The following is a 24,324-nucleotide window of genomic DNA, read 5'->3' on the forward strand; positions in this document are numbered from 1 at the left end:
CGGGTGCTGTGGCCCCGCTTCGGGACCCCGGCATGCAGCCGAAACGTCGCGCGTGCAAGATTATATATGGTATTTCGGGAAACTTCACGCCATTGAGGGGCGCGAGGATCACGATTGCGCAAGCTCCCGCCGGGACAGGCGGGGCGAGGGAGGAGCGCTTGAAGGGCGAGCAAGACACGCAGCTGCGTCTACAAAAGACGATTGTGCTCGTGGGGATGATGGGCGCCGGCAAAACCGCCGTCGGCACCGCGCTTGCGCGGGCGCTTGCTGTGCCGTTTCAAGACAGCGACGAGGAAATCGTGCGCGCGGCGCAAATGTCGGTGGCCGAGATTTTCGAGCGCGACGGCGAGACCTTTTTCCGCGCCCGCGAATCGGAGGTGATCGAACGGTTGCTGACCGGCGCGCCCGCTGTGGTTTCGACCGGGGGCGGGGCCTTCATGTCGGAAGCGAACCGCGAGATGATTGCGCGGCTGGGGGTCTCGTGCTGGCTCAAGGCCGATCTGGATTTGTTGTGGAGCCGGGTGAAGGGCAAGAACACCCGGCCCTTGTTGCGCACCGCCGATCCGCGCGCCACGCTTGCGGGGCTGATTGCCAAGCGCTACCCGATTTATGGCCGCGCACAGGTGACGGTGGAATCCGAGGCGGGGCTGAGCGTTGACGCAATGGCGCAAAAGGTGATCGCTGCGCTCAAAGCCTATCCGGACCTGTTTGCGGAGGACCCATGAAAGAAGTGGTGAAGGTCGAACTGGGCGCCCGCGCCTATGAGGTGCGCATTGGCACCGGGCTTTTGGCGCAGGCGGGCGCGGAAATCGCGCCACTGTTGCGCCGCCCGCGCGTGGCCGTTGTGGCCGATGAAACGGTCGCCAATCTGCACCTAGAGACGTTGCGCGCGGGACTTGGTGGCATTGAAATGGTCACCCTGCGCCTGCCGCCGGGCGAGGGCACGAAAAGCTGGCCGCAGTTCACCCGCACGGTGGAATGGCTTTTGGAACAAAAGGTCGAGCGCAAAGATATTGTCGTGGCCTTTGGCGGTGGGGTGATCGGGGATCTGGTCGGCTTTGCCGCGGCGGTGTTGCGGCGCGGCGTGCGGTTCGTGCAGATCCCGACCTCGCTTTTGGCGCAGGTCGACAGTTCGGTGGGCGGCAAGACCGGGATCAACGCGCCCCAAGGCAAGAACCTGATCGGCGCGTTTCACCAGCCAAGCCTTGTGCTGGCCGATATCGACCTGCTTGGCACGCTGACCGAGCGCGATTTTTTGGCGGGCTATGGCGAGGTGGCGAAATACGGCCTTTTGGGGGATGCCGATTTCTTTGACTGGCTGGAGGTGAACGGCCCGGCGCTGGCCGCGGGCGATGTGGCGGCCCGGCTGCATGCGGTGAAACGTTCGGTCGAGATGAAGGCCGAGATTGTCGCGCGCGATGAAACCGAAGAGGGCGACCGCGCGCTTTTGAACCTTGGCCACACGTTTTGCCATGCGCTTGAGGCCGCCACCGGCTATGGCAACCGGCTGTTGCATGGCGAAGGCGTGGCGATTGGCTGCGCGCTGGCCTTTGAGCTTTCGCAGCATCTGGGGCTGTGTTCGCAAGAGGCGCCCTCGCGCGTGCGGGCGCATTTGCGCAACATGAAGATGAAGGTCGATCTTTCTGATATCGAAGGCGAATTGCCCGATGCAGATGGGTTGATCGATCTGATGGCGCAAGACAAGAAAGTGCAAGATGGCAAGCTGCGCTTCATCTTGGCGCGCGGCATCGGCGAGGCCTTCGTCACCTCTGACGTGCCGCGCGATGTGTTGCACCGGATCTTGTCGGAGGCTTTGGCGCAACGCTGACCGGACCCGGCGCTAGCCGGGCAGGCTGTCAAAGGCGGGGGCGTGGCGCAGCGCACCTTTGGGAAGCGCCGCATCGGTCAGATTCAGCATCTGGAAATAGGGCCCGGCATAGGGGCTATCATAGCCTTGCGCCGCCACAGGCGAAAAGCCGAAGCGGCCATAATAGTCCGGATCGCCCAGCACGAAGAGCGCCGCGATCCCGCGCGCGCGGGCCTCGGCGATCCCGGCTTGCACCAAGGCCCCGCCAATGCCCTGATTGCGCACCGAAGCGCGCACGCAAAGCGGTGCCAGCGCCCAGGCCGGAAAGGGCGCGGCCATCGGGGAAAAGCCGATATGGCCCAGATAGGCACGTTTGAACCGGGCCGTCAGCGACAGCGCCAGATCGCCCGCGGCGCGCAAGCCCTCGACCAGATCGGCTTCCTCTGGGCCGCCAAAGGCCGCGCGGATCAGCAGCGACAGCGCGCGCGGGTCTTCGGCCATTTCTGGGCGGATTTCGGGGGCAGCCTCGGTCATTTCCTCGCGGCGGCGCAACCGCAAGGTGGTGCGCCCCCACTCCGATGCGGCGGCGCGCCGTTCATAGGCGGCATGGGCGGCGGCGGAGGCAAAGCCGGCCTCAAGCTGCCAGCGCAGCGGATCGTCGCCCTGTTTGAAGTCGAAAAACAAACAGGCCGGGTCGCGCAGGCTGTGGCGCAGATGCAGCGGAAGCAGGGCCAGAACCGCGCGCCGTTCTTCGGGCGTGGTGCAGGTCAGGCTTCCTTGCAAATAAACTAGCGCCACCTTGCCCGCATCACTCCCATTCGATCGTGCCGGGGGGTTTGGAGGTGATGTCGTAAGTCACCCGGTTGATCCCCTTCACTTCATTGATGATCCGCGTTGCGGTTTCGCCCAAGAAGTCATGGCTGAACGGATAGTAATCCGCCGTCATCCCATCGACCGAGGTGACCGCACGCAACGCGCAGGCATAATCATAGGTGCGCCCATCGCCCATTACGCCCACGGTGCGCACCGGCAAGATGGCCACGAAGGCTTGCCAAATCTCATCATACAACCCGTGCTTGCGAATTTGGTCGATATAGACCGCATCGGCCTTGCGCAGGATCTCCAGCTTTTCGCGGGTGATTTCGCCGGGGCAGCGGATCGCCAGACCCGGACCGGGGAAGGGGTGGCGGCCGATAAAGCTTTCGGGCAGGCCGAGCTCACGGCCAAGCGCGCGCACCTCGTCCTTGAACAGTTCGCGCAGCGGCTCGACCAGCTTCAGCCCCATCTTTTCGGGCAGACCGCCCACATTGTGGTGCGATTTGATCGTGACCGAGGGGCCGCCCGAGAACGAAACGCTTTCGATCACATCGGGGTAAAGCGTGCCTTGGGCCAGAAATTCCGCGCCTTCGATCTTGTTCGCTTCGCGCTGGAACACATCGATGAACAGCTTGCCGATGGTCTTGCGCTTCACTTCCGGGTCCGACACGCCTTCCAGCGCGCCGATGAACAGATCGGCCTCGTCGGCGTGGATAAGCGGAATATTGTAATGGTCGCGGAACATCGTCACGACTTCATCGGCCTCGTTGAGCCGCATCAGCCCGTGATCGACGAAGACGCAGGTCAGTTGATCGCCAATCGCTTCATGGATCAGCACCGCCGCCACCGAGCTATCGACCCCGCCCGACAGCCCGCAGATCACCTGCTTGTCGCCGACTTGGGCACGGATCTTGGCAATCGCATCGTCTTTGTAAGAGGCCATCGTCCAATCGCCGGTAAAACCGGCCAGCCGGACGAAGTTTTCATAAAGCTTCGCACCGCGCGGGGTGTGATGCACCTCGGGGTGGAATTGCACGGCGTAGAAATTGCGGTTCACATCGGCGGTGATGGCAAAGGGCGCACCGGGCGAGGTGCCATAGACCTCGAAGCCCGGAGCAAGGCGGCTGACGTGATCGCCATGGCTCATCCAGACCTGCTCGGTGCCCTCAGAGAACCAGCCTTCCAGAAGCGGCAGCTTTTTGTCGGCGGGGGTCACGAAGGCGCGGCCAAATTCGGCGGTGCCGTGGCCGCTTTCGACCAGACCGCCCAATTCCTGCATCATCACCTGCTGGCCATAGCAGATGCCAAGGATCGGCACGCCAAGGGTGAAGGCGGATGCGGGCGGGCGCGGCGAGCCTTCGCGGGTGACCGAATCCGGGCCGCCCGAGAAGATGATGGCTTGGGGGGCGAAATCGGCCAGAAACGCATCGGTGACGTTCTGATAGGGGTGGATTTCGCAATAAATCTTCAGCTCGCGCAGACGCCGCGCGATGAGCTGCGTCACCTGAGAGCCGAAGTCGATGATGAGAAGGCGCTGATGCTGGGTCATGCACGCCCGATAGCCGGGCTTGGGCGCGAAAGCAAGAGCCGCGCGGCAGGGCAATTGGCTGGGACGCGTGTTCCAAGGGCGATGGGTCGCACAAGCTCGCGCTGCGGCTGGGTTGATACCCACCGGAGAGGGGTGTAGCTGAACCGCATCGTTCTGTCTTACGTCTCGATTTTAGGAACCTGATTTGATGCGCTTTTCCGTTTTCCTACTCGCTGCGAGCCTCGTTCTGGCCGGCCCGCTTGGCGCACAAGAAAGCCCCGTAGTTGATGCCCCGCAAAGCGAAGCAGAACACGCGCTTACAGTCTTGCAGCGCGAAGGCACGCCCACCGTTTCGGCCTATTGCTGCAAACATTGCCACAAAGGCAAAGCCTGCGGGAATAGCTGCATCAGCCGTGCTTACACCTGCCACAAAGGGCCCGGCTGCGCTTGTGATGGGTAACCCGCAGGACCAGAAGACATGAAAAAAGGGCGCCCGCGCGGCGCCCTTTTGGGTTTTCGACTTTGTGGAAATATCCCGGGGGTTCGGGGGCAGCGCCCCCGTCCTTACCGTTCCGGCAGCAGGCCCCGCGGGCTGAAGCGCAGCACCAAGAGCAAGATCGCCCCCATGATGACAAGCCGCATATGCGGGGCGGCATCCAGCAAATGCTCTTTCAGCGCGCCGTCGCCCAGCCCTTGCGAAAGCAGCCCCATCATCAGCGGGCCCCATTCGCCCGCCTTGATCCAGACGAACCAGATCAGCAAACCGCCCAGCACCGCGCCCCAGTTGTTGCCAGAGCCGCCGACGATCACCATCACCCAAATCAGGAAGGTGTAGCGCAGCGGGTTGTAGCTAGAGGGGGTCATCTGCCCGTCGAGCGAGATCATCATCGCGCCCGCAAGCCCCAGCACAGCAGAGCCCAGAATGAAGATCTGCAAATGCCGCCCGGTGACGTTTTTGCCCATCGCGCTGGCGGCCACCTCATTGTCGCGGATCGCGCGCATCATCCGCCCCCAAGGCGAATTCAGCGCCAGCTGCGAGGCCCACAAAAGCAGCGCCAGCACCGCGACGAACAGCATCACATAAAGAAGCTTCACCAAGAGCGTGGAGCCCACCATCGGGTCCATCCCAAGCCCAGACATGCGCTCCAAAAAGGCCGGGTCTTGTTGCAGATCGGTTTCATAGGGCACGGGCCAAGGGCGCGGAATGCCATTGACGTTCAGCACGCCCCGCGCCAGCCATTCTTCGTTTTTCAAAACGGCGACAATGATTTCCCCGATGCCCAGCGTGGCAATGGCCAGATAATCCGAGCGCAGGCCCAAAGCGGTCTTGCCAACGATCCACGCTGCCCCGGCGGCCAGCGCCATGCCCACGGGCCACGAGATCAGCGTCGGCAGCGACAGCCCGCCCAGATAGCCGGTGGCGGCGGGGTTGATGGCTTGGATCGCCTCCACCGCCGGGTCAAAAAGCGCGCGATAGCTGAAAAAGCCCAGCACCAGTACGCCCGCAACGACCCAGCCACGGGCCTTACCGGTCATGCGCTGATGCAGCGCAACCGCGATCACCAGCGTGACGATGGCCACGGCAAAGGCAAACAAAATGCCCCAGCCCCCCGCTTCAAACGCGCCTTCGGTGGGGGGCATGGCGACCAGCACGGGGGCCACCCCGCCCAGCGCCAAAAAGCCCACGACGCCCGCGTTGAAAAGGCCCGCATAGCCCCATTGGATATTGATTCCGAGCGCCAAAATGGCCGAGATCAGCCCGACCCGCAGGATGCCCAAAGCGTTATCCCAATGGCCCGAGAACATGGCGTTCGACACCGTGCCCTCTAGAATGAACAGGATCGCCAATGCGCCAAACAGGGCGGGCGCGCGCCATTTGCCGCCTTTTGCGGCGCTTGGTTGATGCGTGCTCATACCGATTTCCCCTTGAAGAGCCCGGTGGGCTTGAACAGCAGCACGATGATCAAAATCGCGAAGCTGACGGCAAATTTGTATTCGGTGGACAAAAGCTGCAACAGCCCCTCGGGCGTCCAGCCGGGCACCAGATACATCGCCACTTTCTTCCAAGCATAGGTGACCGCAACCTCGGAATAGGCGATCACGAACCCGCCCGCGATGGCGCCAAGCGGATTGCCAAGCCCGCCCACGATCGCCGCCGCAAAGATCGGAAGAAGAAGCTGGAAGTAGTTGAAAGCCTTGAAGGATTTGTCAAGGCCGTAAAGCGTGCCCGCGGTGGTGGCCAGCGCTGCGGCAATGATCCAAGTGACCATCACCACCTTGTTCGGATCGATCCCCGACAAAAGCGCCAAATCCTCGTTATCGGAATATGCGCGCATGGATTTGCCGGTGCGGGTTTTCGCCAAGAACCAAAACAGCGCCCAAACCACCAGCCCCGCCGTCACCAGCGTGATCGCTTGGGTGGAGCGGATCGCCAAAGGCTCGGCCAGCCCGGTGATGGTTTTGAACTCGCGCGCGGAAATCAAGAACCGCTCGCCATCGGCAAAGCGAATTTCATCGACGCCGATCAGCACGCGGGTCAGCCCGTTCATCACGAACATCACGCCCACCGAAACCATGGTGATATAGATCGGCGCGGCGCGCACCTTGCGGTAATAGCGATAGACGACGCGGTCGGTGCCCAGCATGAAAAGCGCGGTCAGCGCAATGCCGAAGGGCAGCGCCAAAAGTGCGGTGGGCAACGGGCCGAAGCTGACGCCCATCGCCTGCAAGCCCCAGGTGACAAGGATCGTCAGCCCGGTGCCAAAGGCCATTGTGTCGCCATGGGCGAAGTTCGAAAACCGCAAGATGCCATAGATCAGCGTCACACCCAGCGCGCCCAGCGCAAGCTGCGCGCCGTAAGCGGTGGCCGGAACGATGACGTAGTTCAGCACCGCGATGAAAGCGTTGAGAAGGTCCATCATTTCACCTCTTCGCAGGTGCCTTGGTAATAAACTGCCATGCCCGCCTCGGGCTGGTGCAGCGAATAACGCGCGGTGCCATCGGGGGCGATCGTCAACAACCGCTGCCACGGGTCCTTGCGAAAGGCGATAAAGCCTTGGAACGGCCCGTAAAGCGTGCCCCCGGTCAGCGGCACGGCGTTGAAGCTGCCGGTGTCATCGCTGACCGCCACGGTGAACGGATCGGGCGGCACCAGCGTCGGGTTTGCCGGGAACGTCGCATCGGGGCCGGGGTTGTAGATCATGCTCAGCCCGTAGCTGGTGGCCTGACAGGGCGCCAGATCGGTGCATTCCTGCGCGAAGGCACAAAGGAATTCCTGCACCTGCGGCGCGGCCTGCGCGGGCAGGGGCAGCAAAAAGGGCAGGGTGGCCAGAAGCTGTTTCATCGCTTAGCCCCCCAAGAAGGTGCGGCGCACCTCTGGATCGGCCATCAGCGCCGCGCCGGTATCGGTGTATTTGTTCGCGCCTTGCACCAGCACATAGCCTTGATCGGCGATTTCCAGCGCCTGGCGGGCGTTTTGTTCCACCATCAGAATGGAAATTCCGGTCCGCGCCACTTCGATGATGCGGTCAAACAGTTCATCCATCACGATGGGCGACACGCCCGCGGTGGGTTCATCCAGCATCAGGAGTTTGGGCTTGGTCATCAGTGCGCGGCCCACGGCCACTTGCTGGCGCTGACCGCCTGACAATTCGCCCGCGTTCTGGTGGCGCTTGTCGCGCAGGATTGGGAACAGCTCATAGACCTGTTCCATCGTGTCACGATAATCATCGGCGCGGATGAACGCGCCCATCTCAAGGTTTTCTTGCACCGACATGGTCGGGAAGACATTGTTGACCTGCGGCACGAAACCCATACCTTTTTTCACCCGCTCTTGCGGGGACAGGGTGGTGATGTCTTGGCCATCAAGTTTCACATGGCCCGCGCGCAGCTTCAGCATGCCAAAGACCGCCTTCATCGCGGTGGATTTGCCCGCGCCATTGGGGCCGACGATGACCGCGATCTGGCCTTTTTCGACCTTGAGCGTGCAGCCGTGCAAAATATCGGCGGCGCCATAGCCGCCCGTCATTTCCGAGGCGTCCAGAAAGCTCATGTCCGCGCCCCCAATGCGAGACGGCCAGAGCCCATGACCCCTTGCTTAATCAGGAAAAAGCCGTTCATGCCGATGCCCCCGCCTTGATCTTGTTCTTCAGGCCCCGGCCCAAATAGGCCTCGATCACCGCTTCGTTTTGCATGATCGTGTCGGGGCTGCCCTCGGCCAGCACCTTGCCCTCGGCCATCACGATGACCGGGTCGCACAGCCGACCGATGAAATCCATGTCGTGTTCGATCACGCAGAAGGTATAGCCGCGTTCCTTGTTGAGCCGCACGATCGCATCGCCGATGGTGTTGAGAAGCGTGCGGTTCACCCCCGCGCCGACCTCGTCCAAAAACACGATCTTGGCTTCCACCATCATCGTGCGTCCCAGCTCCAACAGCTTTTTCTGGCCGCCCGAAAGGTTGCCCGCGCGCTCGTTCTTCAGATGGGAAATTGTCAAGAAGTCAAGAACTTCATCGGCTTTCTTCAGAAGCGCTGCTTCTTCTTCTGCAATCCGGCCCCGGCCAAACCACGCATTCCACAGATGTTCGCCGGATTGGCCGCCGGGCACCATCATCAGGTTTTCGCGCACCGACATGGTCGGGAATTCATGCGCAATCTGGAAGGTGCGCAAGAGCCCCTTGTGAAACAGCTCATGCGGCGCAAGGCCGGTGATGTCCTCGCCATCCATTGTCACTTTGCCAGAGGTGGGTTTATGCACCCCGGCGATTACGTTGAACAATGTGGATTTTCCCGCGCCATTGGGCCCGATCAAGCCGGTGATCGAGCCGGTGGCGATCTCTAGCGAAGCGCCATCGACAGCGTGAAAGCCGCCGAAGTGCTTGTGCAGGTTCTCGACCCGGATCATGAAGTCCCCTTGGTGGCGCGTTGCGCCCGATATGCCGTTTTCGGCCTGTTTTCAAAGGAAACAGCCCGGATCGCTCCGGGCTGTTTCGGTCTTGATGTCACGCTTAGCGGTAGCGGACGGTTTCGATTTTGTCGTCTTTGACTTCGATTTCGCGGAAGGTGCCAGCGGATTCGCCCGCGCCGATCAGCTCCACCGAGGTCGCGCCTTGATAGTCGATCTCTTCGCCCGCGGCGATCAGATCCAGCGCTTTGCCCAGTTCCCCCGGAAGGATCGGGGTGCCCGGCGCATTCGCCACATCCATCACGTTTTCTTTGTAGACCATCGGATCGGTGCTGTCGGCGGCCGCCATGGCCAGCATGATCAGCGCCGCCGCGTCATAGGCTTCGGCCGAGTAGACGCCGGTGCCATCGAAGCCCGCCGCTTCCGCCGCCGCCAAGAACTTCTCTTTGCCTTCGCCTTCGGACGAGGGCATCTGCCCGAACGAGCCGTTGATTTCCGGCCCGAAGCCTTCTTCGAGCGCGCCGCCGACCATGCCGTCGGGGAACACGAAGGTGTCAAAGGCACCGGTGTCCAGCGCGCCGCGCAGAACGCCCGAACCGCCTTGGTCAACATAGCCCGCGATCACCAGCGCATCGCCGCCCGCCGAGGCAAGCGCCGCGACTTCAGCCGAATAATCCGGTTTGCCGTCGTCATGCGCGGTGTTGATGGTGACCGTGCCACCCTTGGCTTCGAAGGCCGCTTCGAAGCTGTCGGCCAGGCCTTTGCCATAATCGTTGTTGGTATAGGTCACGGCGACCGAATTGATGCCGTGTTCCATGATGATATCGGTCATCACTTCCGACTGACGCGCGTCCGACGGCGAGGTGCGGAAGAACAGGCCATTGTCTTCGAGCGACGACAGCGCGGGCGAGGTGGCCGAGGGCGAGATCATCACCATGCCTTTGGGCATTGCCACGTTTTGCAGCGAGGCGGTGGTTTCGCCCGAGCACATGCCGCCCACGATACCTTTGACGCCATCGGCGGTGATCAGCTTTTCAACCGTGGCCGAAGCGGCGGCCGAGTCGATGCAGGTGCTGTCGCCGCGCACGGCGGTGACGGCCGCGCCGCCCATGAACTTGCCCGAAGCGGTCACTTCGGCCATCGCCAGTTCGGCGCCATCGGCCATCGCCGGCGACATCGATTCGAGCGGGCCGGTGAAGCCAAGCGAGATCCCAAGCTTGATATCTTCGGCGAAGGCACCGCCGGCGGTCAAAGCAAGGGTGGCGCTGGCCAGGAGAAGCTTCTTCATATGTTCACTCCCATGTTGGAACATTGTCCTGGGCGCGCAGGTTAAAACCTGCAACTGGAAAAGAAAATAGGCCAGTTGGTCAGGTTTTGCGCGCAAGCCGGCCTCTTGACACCGAATTTCGCCACGTCAAGCGGACCATTTGCCGCTTAATCCAGCAGATCGTCGGGAAAATCCGCGCCGCCGATCTCACCGCCAATGTCGAAATCCGGATCGAACCCATCGTCAGGCACCGCCCCCGGCGCCCCGGCGCCCGAGGTGCCGCGTTCGCGGTAAGGCGTGGTGCGGTAATGGGCGCGATAGCATTTGGAAAAGTGCGACGGGCTGGCAAAGCCGCAAGCCAGCGCGACATTGATCACGCTCATTTCCGTCTGCATCAACAGGTTGCGCGCCTTTTGCAGCCGGATTTCCATGTAATAGCGTTTCGGCGAGCGGTTAAGATAGCGCCGGAACAGCCGCTCAAGCTGGCGCGTCGACATGCCGACCTCTTCGGCCAGTTTCGACGGGCTGATCGGTTCTTCGATATTGGACTCCATCCGGCCAATCACCTGCGACAGCTTCGGATGGCGCACGCCGATCCGGGTGGGGATCGACAGCCGCTGGCTGTCTTGGTCGGTGCGGATCGCGTTATAGATCAACTGATCGGCCACCGAATTGGCCAGTGCCTCGCCGTGATCGCGCGCGATCAGCTTCAAGATCAGGTCGATCGAGGCAATGCCGCCCGCTGAGGTAAGCCGGTTGCCATCGATCACGAAAACCGATTTCGCCAGTTCAACGCCCTCGAAATCCTCAAAGAAGCTATCTTGGTTTTCCCAGTGGATGGTGGCGCGCTTGCCCTCCAAAAGGCCCGCTTTCGCCACCGCCCAGGTGCCGGTGCACAGCCCGCCCATGGTCGCGCCGCGCCGCGCTTCGCGCCGCAGCCAGTTCAAGATCGGCTTGGAGGTCGCCTCGGCCACATCGATGCCGCCGCACACCAGCACGGTATCATCGCGCGTTACCTCGCCCAGCCCCATATCGACCCGGACCGTGGTGCCGTTCGAGCAACTGACATCGCCGCCATCTTCCGAGGCCAGTTTCCAATCGTACAGCTTTTGCCCCGACACCTGATTGGCCAGACGCATCGGCTCCACCGCGCTGGCAAAGGCCATCATCGTGAACCGGTCGAGCAGCAAAAAGATATAGCGACGCGTGCGCTCGGGCGTATTCAGCCGCACGGTGCCTTGCGATGGCGCAGGCCGGGAATGGGTGCGAGGGGTCTTCGACGGCATGCGCATTTACGACCTCGGGCTTGTCGCGTTTGTCGCACGCATACAGGCTTTTGACGCTAACGCAAGCGGCGTGTGACAGAAAAATGAACCCTTCACGGGCCCGTGTTTTTCTTTTGTGTATCCTAGCGCAGATGGCACGGCTTTTGCAGGGCGAAAAACAGGTTTGCCTTGTGCCGCTTGCGCTTTATAAGCCCTGCGACTGAACGGCCTTTATGGGAGCGGCACGATGGGCAAGGCATGGATGAAATCGGATTGGCGCGCCAAACCGCGGGTGCAAATGCCCGATTATCCCGATGCGGCAGCGCTGAACGCCGTCGAAAGCCAGCTTTCCAACCTGCCGCCGCTGGTCTTTGCGGGCGAGGCGCGGCGGCTGAAAGCCGATCTGGCAAAAGCCGCGCGGGGCGAGGCCTTCTTGCTGCAAGGCGGCGATTGTGCGGAAAGCTTTACCGAATTTTCCGCCGACAACCTGCGCGACACGTTCAAAGTGATGTTGCAGATGGCGATCGTGCTGACTTGGGGCGCGAAAGTGCCGGTGATTAAGGTTGGCCGGATGGCGGGGCAATTTGCCAAGCCGCGCTCGGCCCCGACCGAGGTGATCGGCGGGGTGGAATACCCCAGCTATCGCGGCGATATCATCAACGGGTTCGAGGCGACCGAAACCGCGCGCACGCCCGATCCGGCGCGGATGCTGACAGCCTACACGCAGGCGGCGGCCTCGCTGAACCTGTTGCGCGCGTTTTCGACCGGCGGTTTTGCCGATATTCACCGGGTGCAAAGCTGGATCGCGGGCTTCACCGATGTCGAGGATGCCGCGCGCTACCGGGCTGTGGCCGAACGCATTTCCGATGCGATGGAATTCATGGCCGCGGCGGGGGTGACCTCGGAAACCGCGCATGAACTGGCGGCGGTCGATTTCTATACCAGCCACGAAGCGCTGCTTTTGGAATATGAAGAGGCGATGTGCCGGATCGACAGCACCACCGATATGCCGGTGGCGGGGTCGGGGCATATGTTGTGGATTGGCGATCGCACGCGGCAAGTGGATGGCGCGCATGTCGAATTCTGCCGCGGCGTGCAAAACCCGATCGGGTTGAAATGCGGCCCGACCACCACCGAAGAAGACCTGAAAGTGCTGATGGCAAAGCTGAACCCGGAAAACGAAGCGGGGCGGCTGACGCTGATTGCACGCTTTGGCGCGGGCAAGGTCGAAGAGCATCTGCCGCGCCTCATTCGCACCGTCGAGGCCGAGGGCGCGCAGGTTGTTTGGTCGTGTGACCCGATGCATGGCAATACGATCAAATCGGCCAGCGGTTTCAAGACCCGGCCCTTTGACGCGGTGCTGCGCGAGGTGCGCGAGTTTTTTGCCGTGCACAAGGCGGAAGGCACGATCCCGGGCGGGGTGCATTTCGAAATGACCGGCAAGGATGTGACGGAATGCACTGGCGGCGTGCGCGCCGTGTCTGACGAAGACCTGTCGAGCCGCTATCACACGGCCTGTGACCCGCGGCTCAATGCCAGCCAATCGCTGGAGCTGGCCTTTTTGGTTGCGGAAGAGTTGCAAGACCGGCGCAGCCTGCGCAAAACGGCGACGGCGCTTTAAAAGTGCCACGCAAGTCATTGTTATAAAACAAAAGCCCGGGCAATTGCCCGGGCTTTTTGCTGCCATCCAAAATTGCGGTTAGTCGCTGCTCACCACCCGGAACATCGCGCGGCGTTCTTCGGGCGTGCGCGCGGCAAAGGCCGGTTTGCTCGCTTTGGACGGGGTGAAAGGTTGCGGCGCGCTTGGCGCTTTGGGCGCATCGACCCCGAATTTCGGCAAACGGGCACCAAGGCCAAAAGCCTCGGGGCGCACCGGCGCCGGGGTGCGGGCCTGCGTCGGCTCACCTTTTTTGATCGGCTCGACATGGACCGCATCGACCAAGAAACGGCGCGGCGTGCGGCCAATGGCCTGACCCTCGCCCACAAGGCAGCCCAGAATGCGGGTCACATCGCCCATATCGGATTTCATCGGCAGCAGGATCAGCCGCGCGGTCATCGGCGGTTTGCCGATCCCGGCTTCGGCGGTCAGCACCAGTTCGGCCACAGACGGACCCGAAAAGACAGCCTCGGTCGCATCGGCAACACGTTTGCGGCCTTCGGGGGTGAAGAGGGCGGTGAGCGGCATGCCGCGCACTTCCATGCCCATCAGGTCATTCAGATGCATTCCCGCCAGACGGAAGCGGCCCATGCCGGGCGCCACACGCTCAAGGATGAAGGCATATTCCAGCGCGCTTTCAAGACCACGCGGATCGATCTCGGCACGGGCGGGCACGTCGCGGCCCTTGCGCAGGCCTTCCCAATAGGCGCGCATCTGCGCCACCACGCGGCGGCTCACGCCAGTCTCGCCGAGCCGGGCCGCTTTTCCTTGCATGTCGAGTTCGCGATCCATCACATCCACCCCGTGTCTGCCCCGCCACCTGCCGGGGTCCTGCGCGTCTTCAACACTCCTGCCTTCGGCGAGATATGGGTCTTTCTGTTGACCCCGGGAGTGAAATCCTTACTGAACTCTTAATACGCCTTTTTTCCGCCTTATGGAGAACTAAACTCTTAAATGGTTAAATCCAGCGCTTCCCCCCGCCCGCAAAATGGCCCGCTTTCGATGACCGGTTTCGCCTCTATCCGGGGCTCTGGTCTGGGTTTTGACTGGTCTTGGGAAATTCGCTCGGTGAATGGCAAGGGGCTCGATTTGCGGCTGCGCCTGCCCGAGCTGGAAGGATTGGAAGCGCAGGCGCGCGCGGCCGTGTCGCGCGCGGCCACGCGAGGGAATATCCAGCTAAATCTGAAACTTACACCAACAAGTGGAGATGAAAAACTGCGTCTCTCAGAGCCCGCCCTCGGCGCGGCTTTGACCGCTTTGCAACAGGTTGAAGAGGCCGCCGCACGCCATGGCGTGACGCTTGCGCCGACCCGTGCAAGCGACCTTTTGGCGGTGCGTGGGGTGATCGAACAAGGGGGGGCAGAACTGGCCGATCCGGCCCCCTTGCGCAGCCGCCTATTGGCGGATCTGGACACTCTTTTGGATAGTTTCGTGGCGATGCGCGCGGCGGAAGGCGGCCAACTTTATGGCGTAATTGTGGCGCAACTGGACAGAATCGCCCAATTGACCGAGTCGGCCGCCGAGGTTGCAGAGGCGCGCCGCCCCGAAATGGCCACAAATCTGCGCGCCGCGCTTGCCCGTGTGATGGAGGGCGCGGCCGGGGCCGATCCGCAGCGGGTCGCGCAAGAGCTCGCGTTACTTTCCGTTAAGGCCGATGTCACCGAAGAGATTGATCGTTTGCGCGCCCATGTGGCAGCGGCAAGGGGACTGTTGGCGGAACAGGCTCCGGTGGGCCGCAAGTTCGATTTTCTGACACAGGAATTCGTGCGCGAAGCGAATACCCTGTGTTCCAAATCGGGCTCGACGGCGCTCACTGCGATCGGCCTTGACCTGAAACATGTCATCGACCAGATGCGCGAGCAAATCCAGAACGTGGAGTAAGACATGCCCGAATTGCGCCGCCGGGGGCTTTTGATCATTCTGTCTTCGCCCTCGGGGGCGGGGAAATCGACCTTGGCCAAACGGCTGATGGCTTGGGACGGCTCGATGAGCTTTTCGGTCTCGGCCACCACCCGCGCGCCGCGCCCCGGCGAGGTGGACGGACGCGACTATTACTTCAAGACCCGCCCGGAGTTTGAAGCGATGGTGGCGGCGGGCGAAATGCTTGAACATGCCGAGGTGTTCGGCAACCTATACGGCACGCCGCGCGGCCCGGTCGAACAGCGTCTGGCCGAGGGGCATGACGTGATCTTGGACATCGACTGGCAGGGCGGGCAGCAGGTGCGCCGCTCGGTTTTGGCGCAAGATGTGGTTTCTGTCTTCATCCTGCCGCCCTCGATCGCCGATCTGGAAAGCCGGTTGCGGGGCCGCGCCCAAGACAGCGATGAGGTGATCGCGGGCCGTATGGCAAAAAGCCGTGACGAGATCAGCCATTGGGGCGAATATGATTACGTGGTGATCAACCGCGACGTCGATGTGGCCGAGGAAGAGATCACCACGATCTTGCGCGCCGAACGCGCGCGCGCCGTGCGCCAGCCCGGGCTGACCGAATTCGTGCGCGGCCTGAACGGGGAGTTTGAGGCGCGATGATCTACGAACTTGACGGCGTGGCGCCGATTTTGGGGCAGGGGGCTTGGGTCGCCCCCGATGCCAATCTGATCGGCAAGGTGGTTTTGGAAGATGCGGCCTCGGTCTGGTTTGGCTGCACGCTGCGCGGCGATAATGAAGAAATTCGCGTGGGCGCGGGCAGCAATGTGCAAGAAAACGTGGTCTGCCACACCGATATGGGTTTTCCGCTGGTGATTGGGGAGAATTGCACCATCGGCCACAAGGCGATGCTGCATGGCTGCACGATTGGGGCAGGATCACTGATTGGCATGGGCGCGACCGTGCTCAATGGGGCGAAGATCGGGCGCGGCTGTCTGATCGGTGCGGGGGCGCTGATCACCGAAGGCAAAGAGATCCCCGATGGCAGTCTGGTGATGGGCGCGCCGGGCAAGGTTGTGCGCCAACTTGATGATGCCGCACAACAAAAGCTGTTGGCCTCGGCCGCGCGTTACCGCGCCAATGCTGCCCGGTTTGCCAAAGGCTTACGGCCCGTTTTGTAAGCTTTATGCGCCCGCGGGGCCGGGCACTTCGAGGATTTCGAAATCCCGATCCCCCCAGATCTGCTGCACCTCGGCGCGCACGATCGCGGTGTTGGGCAGGGGCGGCGCATAGGCGCGCAACGGCCCCGCATAGCCCACGCGATCCAATAACCGCGCCAGATCCAGAATATCGTGATCGGGGCTGAACAGCGGGGCCAGCACCACATCGGGCTCCACACGTTGGATCAACTCTGCCGTAAGCATCGGCATGCGCGCAATGGTGATCGAGGCGCCTTGCACACCGCGCAAGGCGCGCGGCAGGGCTTGGGAGGGATCAACCACCAGAATGCGCCGTCCGGTCAAAGACTGTGCTGCGGCCGCTGGCTGCGGTTTTCGGTTTTGCTCGTCGATAGGCGGGGGCATCGCTCCATCCATTTGGTCTGGTGGTTGACCCACCGATTTTTCAGGTCGTGACCGCCTCATTGCACCGACTTAGCCCCCTCGTCCGTGCACACGGCCTTGAATAGGTGTATGGTTTCCTCGAAGTTGACGCAGGTCAAGCATCGGATCGCCACGAAGGGAACGGAATTTGCCGGATTCGTCAACAATCACATTCGCGGAAGTGTTACCGTTTCCAATATTGATCGTTTCTCGCGCTCAGCGTGTGGTGCACGCCAATGCTGGGGCTGAGGCGCTTTTGGGCGAAGGGCTGACAAATCGGGCATTGGTGACGGTTTTGCGACAACCGGCGCTGATCGATGCGGTGGAAACCGTGATCGGCGGCGGCGCGCGCCAACAGGTCCGGCTGCGCGTCGGTCCGGCCGGGCGCGAGGGGTTGGTGCAGGTCACCGTGGCCGCGCTGGAGCCGCAAGATCGGGCCGAGGCGGCTGTGGTGCTGGCTTTTGAAGACATTACCGCCGTGGAAAATGCCGAGGCGATGCGGCGCGATTTCGTGGCCAATGTCAGCCATGAATTGCGCACGCCGCTGACGGCCTTGATGGGCTTTGTCGAAACCCTGCGCGGCGCCGCGAAGGATGACCCGGTCGCGCGGGACCGATTCTTGGCGATCATGGAGCGCGAAGCGGGGCGGATGAACCGTCTTGTGGGCGATCTCTTGTCGCTGAGCCGGGTCGAATCGGAGGAACGGCGCCGCCCGACCGAAGCGGTGGATCTGGGTGCGGTGTTGCGCGGCGCGATGCAGGCGCTGGCGCCAGTGGCCGAGGCGCGGCAGGTGGCGCTTTTGCGCGAGGGGCTGACCGAGGGGTTAAAGATCCCCGGCGACCCGGATCAGCTGACGCAGGTCTTCACCAATTTGATCGAGAATGCGATCAAATATGGCGGCGGCGGCGGCGAGGTGCGGTTGAGCGTGGCGCGGCTGGACTATGAGGCGGTGCTGCGCGGCCCGGCGCTTCAGGTCACCGTGGCCGACAAGGGCGAAGGGATCGACCCGTTGCATCTGCCCCGGCTGACCGAACGGTTTTACCGCATCGATACGCATCGCTCGCGCGAACAGGGCGGCACCGGGCTTGGCCTTGCCATCGTCAAACACATCATTTCGCGCCATCGCGGGCGGTTGAAAGTGGAAAGTGAAAAAGGCGCTGGCAGCCGGTTCATTGTCATTTTGCCGCTTGCCTGACGGTTTTGGCGGGCAGGGAAGCCCCCCGCATCGGCGTGGGCTTGCGGTGGTAAAAAACGTCCGCAAGCCCATATCTTGAAATGAAAATTACGCCTTGCCCTGAAGCCAGATTGCGCCATTGGCGCCAAGCTGCACGCCGGTTTCCGTGACCTTGGCCGCCAGTGCGGGCCCCACCGGCGTGCCGGTCATTCCGGGCAGGTCGACCGGGGTGGGGCCAAGGTTGAACAGACAGGTCAGCGTGTCGCCATCAGTGCCGCGGGTGAAGCCCAAGACCGGATCGGGCAGGTCCAGAAACGCCGTGCGCCCGCTGCGCAGCACCGCCGTAGCGCGCCGGAAAGCGAGCATGGCGCGATAATAGTTTAACACTGAACCAGAATCATTTTCCTGCGCGGCCACATTGCGCGCCGCTTGCGGCGCCTTCACCGGCAACCAAGGTTTGGCATTGCTGAAACCCGCGTTTTCGCTGCCATCCCAAACCATCGGCGTGCGGCAGCCATCGCGGCCCTTGTTTTCGGGCCAAAACCGCAGACCGGGCGGGTCGGTCAGCTCTTCGTAAAGCAAATCGGTTTCACTTTGGCCCAGTTCTTCGCCTTGATAAATGCCGATCGTCCCCTCGAACGAGGCCAGCATCGCAATCGCCAGTTTCGCCACCGCGTCGGGGGCGCCAGCATGGGCCCAGCGGGTCACATGGCGTTGCACGTCATGGTTCGAAAAAGACCATGAGGGCCACCCGTCAGGAGCCCCCTCAAAGAAGCTCATAATCACTTTGCGGAAATGTGCCGGGCTGAATTTCGGCCCCAACATGTCGAAGCTATAGGCCATGTGCAGATGATCTTCGCCAGAGGTATAATCGGCCATGATCTGCACCGCGCGATGCGGGGCCTCGCCCACTTCACCGACCAGGCAACGATCATCGTATTCGTTCAGCAGGGCGCGCATTCGCGCAAGGAAATCAAGGTTTTCCGGCCTATTCTTGTCATACTCATGATCTTGCATGTCATAGGTGGAAACCGGTGGCCAGCGGTCCGGATCGGGCGTCATCGCGGGGTTATCGCGCAGCTGATCATCATGCATATAATAATTGACGGTATCGAGCCGGAACCCGTCCACGCCCCGGTCAAGCCAGAAGCGCAAGACCGCCAGCATCTCATCTTGCACCGCCGGGTTGCGCAGGTTCAGGTCGGGCTGGGAAATGAGGAAATTGTGCAAGTAATACTGCCCGCGCTCGGGCGCCCATTCCCAAGACGAGCCGCCAAAAACCGATTGCCAATTGTTCGGCGGAGATCCATCGGGCTTTGGGTCGGCCCAAACATACCAGTCTTTTTTCGCGCCGCTTTTTTTGCTGTCGGTAAACCACGGGTGCCGGTCGGAGGAATGGCTGAGCACCTGATCGATGATGACCTTGAGCCCCAGATCATGCGCGCGCGCCACCAAGGCATCGAAATCGGCCAAAGTGCCAAAGATCGGATCGATGTCGCGATAATCGGCCACATCATAGCCCATATCGGCCATGGGAGAGGTGAAAATCGGGCTTAGCCAGATCGAATCGGCCCCCAGACGCGCGACATGATCCAGCCGCGCGGTGATGCCCTTCAGATCGCCGATGCCATTTCCGCTGCTGTCTTGAAAAGAACGCGGATAAATCTGGTAGATCACCGCACCACGCCACCAATTGCTGCCCATCGTCATCTCCCTGCAAAGATATGAGGCAAGCATAGGGTTATTCCGCGCCGCGGCAATGACTCGGGGCCGTTCACACCGGCTACGGCTTGACGGCGGCGGGGGCGCGCCCCATCAAAGGGGAAAGGGTTTGGCCAAGGAACAAGAAACGTGAAAGATGTGAATGCCCCCAGTGTCGAGGCCTTCCGGGCGGAAATCTTGCGCCATCTGACCTATTCGATGGGAAAAGACCCCGATCATGCCTCGGTTTACGATTGGCGTATGGCGCTCAGCTTGGCGCTGCGCGATCACATCGTCGAGCCGTGGTTCGATGCGACGCGGCAAACCTATGAAGAGGGGCGCAAGCGGGTCTATTACCTGTCGATGGAATTCCTGATCGGGCGGATTTTGGAAGATGCCGCGATCAACCTTGGCATGCATGAGGTCGCGCGCGACGCGATCGAGGGGCTGGGCCAAGATTGGCATGATGTGGTCGAAGACGAGCCCGATGCCGCGCTTGGCAATGGCGGGCTCGGGCGGCTTGCAGCGTGTTATATGGAAAGCATGGCGACCTTGGGCTGTGCGGGCTACGGCTATGGCATTCGCTATGAACACGGGCTTTTCAAACAGCGGTTTGAGGGCGGCCGTCAGGTTGAAGCGCCCGAAGATTGGCTGAAACAGCGCCATCCGTGGGAGTTTGAACGCCCAGAAGTCAGCTATGAGATCGGCTTCAAAGGCACGGTCGAAATGGCGGGCGGCAAGGCCACTTGGCATCCGGCGGAAACGGTTCTGGCCGAGGCTTTCGATATGCCGGTGATCGGCTGGCACGGGCGCTGGGGCAATACGCTGCGGCTGTGGTCGGCCAAGCCGACGACGATGTTCGACCTGGCCCGGTTCAACCACGGCGATTACGCCGCCGCCGCCGAACCCGAGGCCTTGGCGCGCACCTTGAGCCGCGTGCTTTACCCCGATGACACGACCTTTCAGGGCAAGGAATTGCGGCTGAAACAGGAATATTTCCTGACCGCCGCCGCGCTGCATGACATTTTGCGCCGCCATCTGGCCAAGGGCTATGCGCTGACCGATTTGCCCAAACATGTCGCGATCCAGATGAATGACACCCATCCCGCCATTGCCGGGCCGGAACTGATCCGGCTGCTAAGCGATGTGCATGGGATGGAATTTGACGAAGCCATTGAAATTGCGGTGCAATGTCTGGGCTATACCAACCATACGCTGCTGCCAGAGGCGCTGGAACGCTGGGCCACTTACTTGATGGGCTCGGTCCTGCCGCGGCATATGCAGATCATCGAGGCCATCGATGCATGGCATTTGCGCATGAATCCCTCGCGCCCGCATTATGTGGGGATCGTGAAACATCACGAGGTGCGGATGGGCGAATTGGCCTTTATCACCGCGCATAAGGTCAATGGCGTTTCGGCGCTGCATACCGAGTTGGTGAAAAAGAACCTCTTTCCAGAATTGCACATGCTGCACCCGGGCCGGATCATCAACCAGACCAATGGCGTGACGCCGCGCCGCTGGATGCGGATGGCGAACCCGGCGCTGTCGACCTTGGTGACGAAAACCATCGGCGAGGGCTGGGAAGCCGATCTGGAGCGCCTGCGCAAGCTTGAAAAATATAGCGAAGACAAGGCGTTCCGAGACGATTTTGCGAAGGCGAAACGGGCCAACAAGATTGCGCTGGCAGACTGGATCTATGAAACGCAAGAGATTCAGGTGAACCCCGATGCGCTGTTTGATATTCAGGTCAAACGCATTCACGAATACAAGCGCCAGCTTCTGAACATCTTGCAGACGATTGCCGAATGGCATGCGATCCGCTCGAACCCGATGGCCGAGGTTGTGCCGCGGGTGAAGATTTTCGGTGGCAAAGCGGCGCCCGGCTATCAGACCGCGAAAGAGATCATCCGGCTGATCAATGATGTGGCCAAGGTGGTCAACAATGATCCTTATGTCGGGGACCGGCTGAAAATCATCTATCCGGCGAACTATAATGTCTCGATGGCCGAACGGCTTATTCCGGCGGCGGATCTGAGTGAACAGATTTCGACCGCTGGCAAAGAAGCCTCGGGCACCGGCAATATGAAGTTCGCGCTGAACGGCGCGCTGACGATCGGCACGCTGGATGGCGCGAATGTGGAAATTCGCGAAGAAGTCGGGGCCGAGAACTTCTTTCTGTTCGGGCTGACGGCCGAAGAGGTGATGGAGCGGCGCAAAGACCCAGAGCACGCGCGCCACGCGATTATGCAAAGCCAAGCGCTGCAAGATGTGCTTCAAATGATCGCAGAAGGGCGGTTCAGCCCCGAAGAACCCGGCCGCTATCATGGGCTGGTGCACAATATGTGGCACAGCGACTATTTCCTTGTGGCCTCGGATTTCGAGGCCTATCGCGCGGCGCAGGCCGAGGTGGATCAAGCCTTTGCCGATCCGGACCGCTGGTGGCGGATGGCGGTTTTGAACACGGCGCGGATGGGCTTCTTCTCGTCGGACCGTGCGATCCGTGGTTACATGGCGGATATCTGGGACACCGAATCCGCACTGTGAGGGATGAATGCCAATGATCGAGCGCGACGAGGCGATAGCGCTGGCCGAAGGCCGGCATGAGGACCCTTTTGCCGTGCTGGGTTGGCACGACACCAAGCAAGGGGGCCGCATCGCCGCACTGGTGCCCGGTGCCGATAATCTTTGGGCGATCAGTTCCGATGGCCGACAAGAAGTTGAGCTTGAGCATGTAACCCACGGTCTTTTCATTGGAAAATGGAAAGGCGGAAAATACCGTCTGCGCGCGCGCAACGCCCATGCGACCTGGGATTTCGACGATGCCTACAGCTTCGGTCCGGTGCTGGGCGAGATCGATGAATATCTTATCGGCGAGGGGACGCACCGCCGCCTGTGGCAGGTTCTGGGCGCACATGTGATCACCCACGAAGGGTTGCGCGGGGTGCATTTTGCCGTTTGGGCACCGGCGGCCAAGCGCGTCTCGGTGGTGGGGAATTTCAACACATGGGACGGGCGGCGCCACCAGATGCGCAAGCGCGGCGCGACCGGCGTGTGGGAGATTTTCATCCCCGGCCTGATGGCGGGCGAAGTCTACAAATACGAGATTTTGGGCCCCGATGGTGTGGTGCAGCCGCTTAAGGCCGACCCGGTGGGGTTTGGCGCGGAACATCCGCCGCAGACCGCCTCGCAGGTGCGGGAATTGGATCTGCATATCTGGGGCGATGGCGCATGGCTGGCGCACCGGCAAAAGGCGCAAGATATTCACGCCCCGGTCAGCATCTATGAAGTGCATCTGGGCTCGTGGCGGCGGGTCTGGGACGAGGGTGGGCGACCGCTCAGCTATCATGAGCTTGCCAGCCAATTGATCGATTACGTGGTCGATATGGGCTTTACCCATATCGAGCTTTTGCCGATCACCGAATATCCGTTTGACGGCTCGTGGGGCTATCAACCGGTCGGGCTTTACGCGCCGACGATCCGCCATGGCCGGCCCGAGGAATTTGCCGCGCTGGTCGATGCCGCGCATCAACGCGGCATTGGCGTGATCTTGGATTGGGTGCCGGGTCATTTCCCGGCCGATGATCATGGTCTGCGCCATTTCGATGGCACGGCGCTTTATGAACATGCGGATCCGAAAGAGGGGTTCCACCAAGACTGGAACACGCTGATCTACAATTACGGGCGGCGCGAGGTGAAAAACTACCTGCTCGCCAATGCGCTTTTCTGGCTGGAAGAATACCATCTGGATGGGCTTCGGGTGGATGCGGTGGCTTCGATGCTTTACCGGGACTATTCGCGCAAGGCGGGCGAATGGGTGCCAAACCAATATGGCGGGCGCGAAAATCTGGAAGCCATCGATTTTCTGAAATCGATGAATGCCGAGGCCTATGGCGGCGCGCCGGGCATCATGACCGTGGCCGAGGAAAGCACCGCGTTCCCGGGGGTCACCCGGCCCGTGCACAATGATGGCTTGGGCTTTGGGTTCAAATGGAACATGGGCTGGATGAATGACAGCCTGCGCTATTTCCAGCGCGACCCGATCCATCGCCGCTGGCATCATAACGAACTTACTTTCGCTTCGTCATATGCTTACAGCGAAAACTTCATCTTGCCGATCAGCCATGACGAGGTGGTGCATGGCAAAGGCTCGATGCTGGGCAAGATGCCCGGCGACGGGTTACAGAAATTCGCCAACTTGCGTGCCTTTTACGCGCTGCAATGGGCGCATCCGGGCAAGAAACTTCTGTTCATGGGGCAGGAATTCGCGCAGGGCAAGGAATGGGCCTATGCGGGCGCGCTGGACTGGCACCTGTTGGACGAGCCCTTGCATCGCGGCATGCAATCGATGGTCCGCGATCTGAATAAGCTTTACCGCGAAACCCCCGCGCTTCATTGGGGCGATTGCGACCCGGCAGGGTTCGACTGGATCGAGGCCGATGATGCCGAAGCCTCGGTCTATGTGTTCGAGCGCCGCGCACCCGGTGCCGCGCCCGTGGTCGTGGCGGCAAACCTGACGCCAATCGACCGCACCTATCGCATCGGTTTGCCCCAAGACGGCACCTGGTGTGAGATTTTCAATTCGGACAGCGGCTATTACGGCGGGGCCAATTGGGGCAACCTTGGGGCCATTGAGGCCGATGACATAGCAACGGCGCGACGTCGGGTTAGCGCCGAGGTCTACCTGCCACCGCTGGCGGTGGTGATGTTCATGCCGCTGGAGGCAAACCACTAGGGG

The 24,324-nt window shown here is 61.6% G+C and carries 21 protein-coding genes; 9 read left to right on the forward strand and 12 right to left on the reverse strand.

Going from position 1 to position 24,324, the window contains the following annotated elements:
* The first annotated feature begins 158 nt into the window (after positions 1-158).
* Both CKO11_RS08200 and aroB read left to right on the forward strand, forming a co-directional pair.
* On the forward strand, positions 159-725 hold the full coding sequence (locus tag CKO11_RS08200; RefSeq protein WP_223636158.1) for a shikimate kinase: 567 nt from the start codon (positions 159-161) through the stop codon (positions 723-725).
* Positions 722-1,828 (forward strand): 3-dehydroquinate synthase, encoded by a 1,107-nt coding sequence (gene aroB / locus CKO11_RS08205; protein ID WP_223636161.1) that lies wholly within the window; start codon positions 722-724, stop codon positions 1,826-1,828. The genes CKO11_RS08200 and aroB overlap by 4 nt, the downstream gene beginning before the upstream one ends.
* A gap of 12 nt (positions 1,829-1,840) precedes the next feature.
* On the opposite strand, the gene CKO11_RS17560 is transcribed toward aroB, so the two are convergent.
* The 9 genes from CKO11_RS17560 to CKO11_RS08250 form a co-directional block, all read right to left on the reverse strand.
* Entirely contained in the window at positions 1,841-2,605 is a 765-nt protein-coding gene (locus CKO11_RS17560; protein WP_223636174.1) for a GNAT family N-acetyltransferase, read from the reverse strand.
* 10 nt (positions 2,606-2,615) lie between these two features.
* Positions 2,616-4,172, reverse strand: coding sequence for a glutamine-hydrolyzing GMP synthase (guaA, locus tag CKO11_RS08215; RefSeq protein WP_223636177.1), 1,557 nt, complete (start codon positions 4,170-4,172; stop codon positions 2,616-2,618).
* Positions 4,173-4,715: 543 nt separating this feature from the next.
* On the reverse strand, positions 4,716-6,065 hold the full coding sequence (locus CKO11_RS08220) for a branched-chain amino acid ABC transporter permease (RefSeq protein ID WP_223636180.1): 1,350 nt from the start codon (positions 6,063-6,065) through the stop codon (positions 4,716-4,718).
* Positions 6,062-7,069, reverse strand: a complete 1,008-nt coding sequence (locus tag CKO11_RS08225) for a branched-chain amino acid ABC transporter permease (protein WP_223636448.1) — start codon at positions 7,067-7,069, stop codon at positions 6,062-6,064. Before CKO11_RS08225 ends, CKO11_RS08220 begins: the two co-directional genes overlap by 4 nt.
* Entirely contained in the window at positions 7,069-7,494 is a 426-nt protein-coding gene (locus CKO11_RS08230; RefSeq protein WP_223636183.1) for a hypothetical protein, read from the reverse strand. Before CKO11_RS08230 ends, CKO11_RS08225 begins: the two co-directional genes overlap by 1 nt.
* A 3-nt stretch (positions 7,495-7,497) precedes the next feature.
* Positions 7,498-8,202, reverse strand: coding sequence for an ABC transporter ATP-binding protein (locus tag CKO11_RS08235; RefSeq protein WP_223636186.1), 705 nt, complete (start codon positions 8,200-8,202; stop codon positions 7,498-7,500).
* 64 nt (positions 8,203-8,266) lie between these two features.
* Positions 8,267-9,055, reverse strand: a complete 789-nt coding sequence (locus CKO11_RS08240; protein ID WP_223636189.1) for an ABC transporter ATP-binding protein — start codon at positions 9,053-9,055, stop codon at positions 8,267-8,269.
* Positions 9,056-9,158: 103 nt separating this feature from the next.
* Entirely contained in the window at positions 9,159-10,343 is a 1,185-nt protein-coding gene (locus tag CKO11_RS08245; protein WP_223636192.1) for an ABC transporter substrate-binding protein, read from the reverse strand.
* Positions 10,344-10,489: 146 nt separating this feature from the next.
* Positions 10,490-11,614: a GlxA family transcriptional regulator gene (locus CKO11_RS08250; protein WP_223636195.1), complete on the reverse strand. Its 1,125-nt coding sequence runs from the start codon at positions 11,612-11,614 to the stop codon at positions 10,490-10,492.
* A gap of 220 nt (positions 11,615-11,834) precedes the next feature.
* Here CKO11_RS08250 and CKO11_RS08255 point away from each other — a divergent pair, with 220 nt between their 5' ends.
* On the forward strand, positions 11,835-13,208 hold the full coding sequence (locus tag CKO11_RS08255; RefSeq protein WP_223636198.1) for a class II 3-deoxy-7-phosphoheptulonate synthase: 1,374 nt from the start codon (positions 11,835-11,837) through the stop codon (positions 13,206-13,208).
* 78 nt (positions 13,209-13,286) lie between these two features.
* Here the strand turns inward: CKO11_RS08255 and CKO11_RS08260 are convergent, their stop codons facing one another.
* Positions 13,287-14,036, reverse strand: a complete 750-nt coding sequence (locus CKO11_RS08260; protein WP_223636200.1) for a PAS domain-containing protein — start codon at positions 14,034-14,036, stop codon at positions 13,287-13,289.
* Between the two features lie 162 nt (positions 14,037-14,198).
* Between CKO11_RS08260 and CKO11_RS08265 the strand changes: the two genes are divergently transcribed.
* Genes CKO11_RS08265 through CKO11_RS08275 form a run of 3 tightly spaced genes read left to right on the forward strand, consistent with a single transcriptional unit; the run spans position 14,199 to position 16,291 of the window.
* A complete protein-coding gene (locus tag CKO11_RS08265; RefSeq protein ID WP_223636204.1) occupies positions 14,199-15,125 on the forward strand; it encodes a YicC/YloC family endoribonuclease in 927 nt (308 codons plus the stop codon).
* 12 nt (positions 15,126-15,137) lie between these two features.
* Complete coding sequence (gene gmk, locus CKO11_RS08270; protein ID WP_223636451.1) at positions 15,138-15,773, forward strand: guanylate kinase; 636 nt, start codon at positions 15,138-15,140, stop codon at positions 15,771-15,773.
* Positions 15,770-16,291, forward strand: a complete 522-nt coding sequence (locus CKO11_RS08275) for a gamma carbonic anhydrase family protein (protein WP_223636207.1) — start codon at positions 15,770-15,772, stop codon at positions 16,289-16,291. The genes gmk and CKO11_RS08275 overlap by 4 nt, the downstream gene beginning before the upstream one ends.
* A gap of 3 nt (positions 16,292-16,294) precedes the next feature.
* Here CKO11_RS08275 and CKO11_RS08280 read toward each other — a convergent pair whose 3' ends face one another.
* The gene (locus CKO11_RS08280; protein ID WP_223636210.1) at positions 16,295-16,612 is read right to left on the reverse strand and encodes a hypothetical protein; all 318 of its coding nucleotides are present in this window, start codon (positions 16,610-16,612) and stop codon (positions 16,295-16,297) included.
* A gap of 247 nt (positions 16,613-16,859) precedes the next feature.
* Between CKO11_RS08280 and CKO11_RS08285 the strand changes: the two genes are divergently transcribed.
* The gene (locus tag CKO11_RS08285) at positions 16,860-17,906 is read left to right on the forward strand and encodes a sensor histidine kinase (protein WP_223636232.1); all 1,047 of its coding nucleotides are present in this window, start codon (positions 16,860-16,862) and stop codon (positions 17,904-17,906) included.
* 87 nt (positions 17,907-17,993) lie between these two features.
* On the opposite strand, the gene CKO11_RS08290 is transcribed toward CKO11_RS08285, so the two are convergent.
* The gene (locus tag CKO11_RS08290) at positions 17,994-19,589 is read right to left on the reverse strand and encodes an alpha-amylase family glycosyl hydrolase (RefSeq protein WP_223636235.1); all 1,596 of its coding nucleotides are present in this window, start codon (positions 19,587-19,589) and stop codon (positions 17,994-17,996) included.
* Positions 19,590-19,736: 147 nt separating this feature from the next.
* Here CKO11_RS08290 and CKO11_RS08295 point away from each other — a divergent pair, with 147 nt between their 5' ends.
* Positions 19,737-22,133: a glycogen/starch/alpha-glucan phosphorylase gene (locus tag CKO11_RS08295; protein ID WP_411742000.1), complete on the forward strand. Its 2,397-nt coding sequence runs from the start codon at positions 19,737-19,739 to the stop codon at positions 22,131-22,133.
* A 7-nt stretch (positions 22,134-22,140) separates the two neighbouring features.
* Positions 22,141-24,321: a 1,4-alpha-glucan branching protein GlgB gene (gene glgB / locus CKO11_RS08300; RefSeq protein ID WP_411742001.1), complete on the forward strand. Its 2,181-nt coding sequence runs from the start codon at positions 22,141-22,143 to the stop codon at positions 24,319-24,321.
* Positions 24,322-24,324 lie beyond the last annotated feature (3 nt).

Source organism: Rhodobacter sp. TJ_12, assembly GCF_020023995.1.
Classification (GTDB): domain Bacteria; phylum Pseudomonadota; class Alphaproteobacteria; order Rhodobacterales; family Rhodobacteraceae; genus Rhodobacter.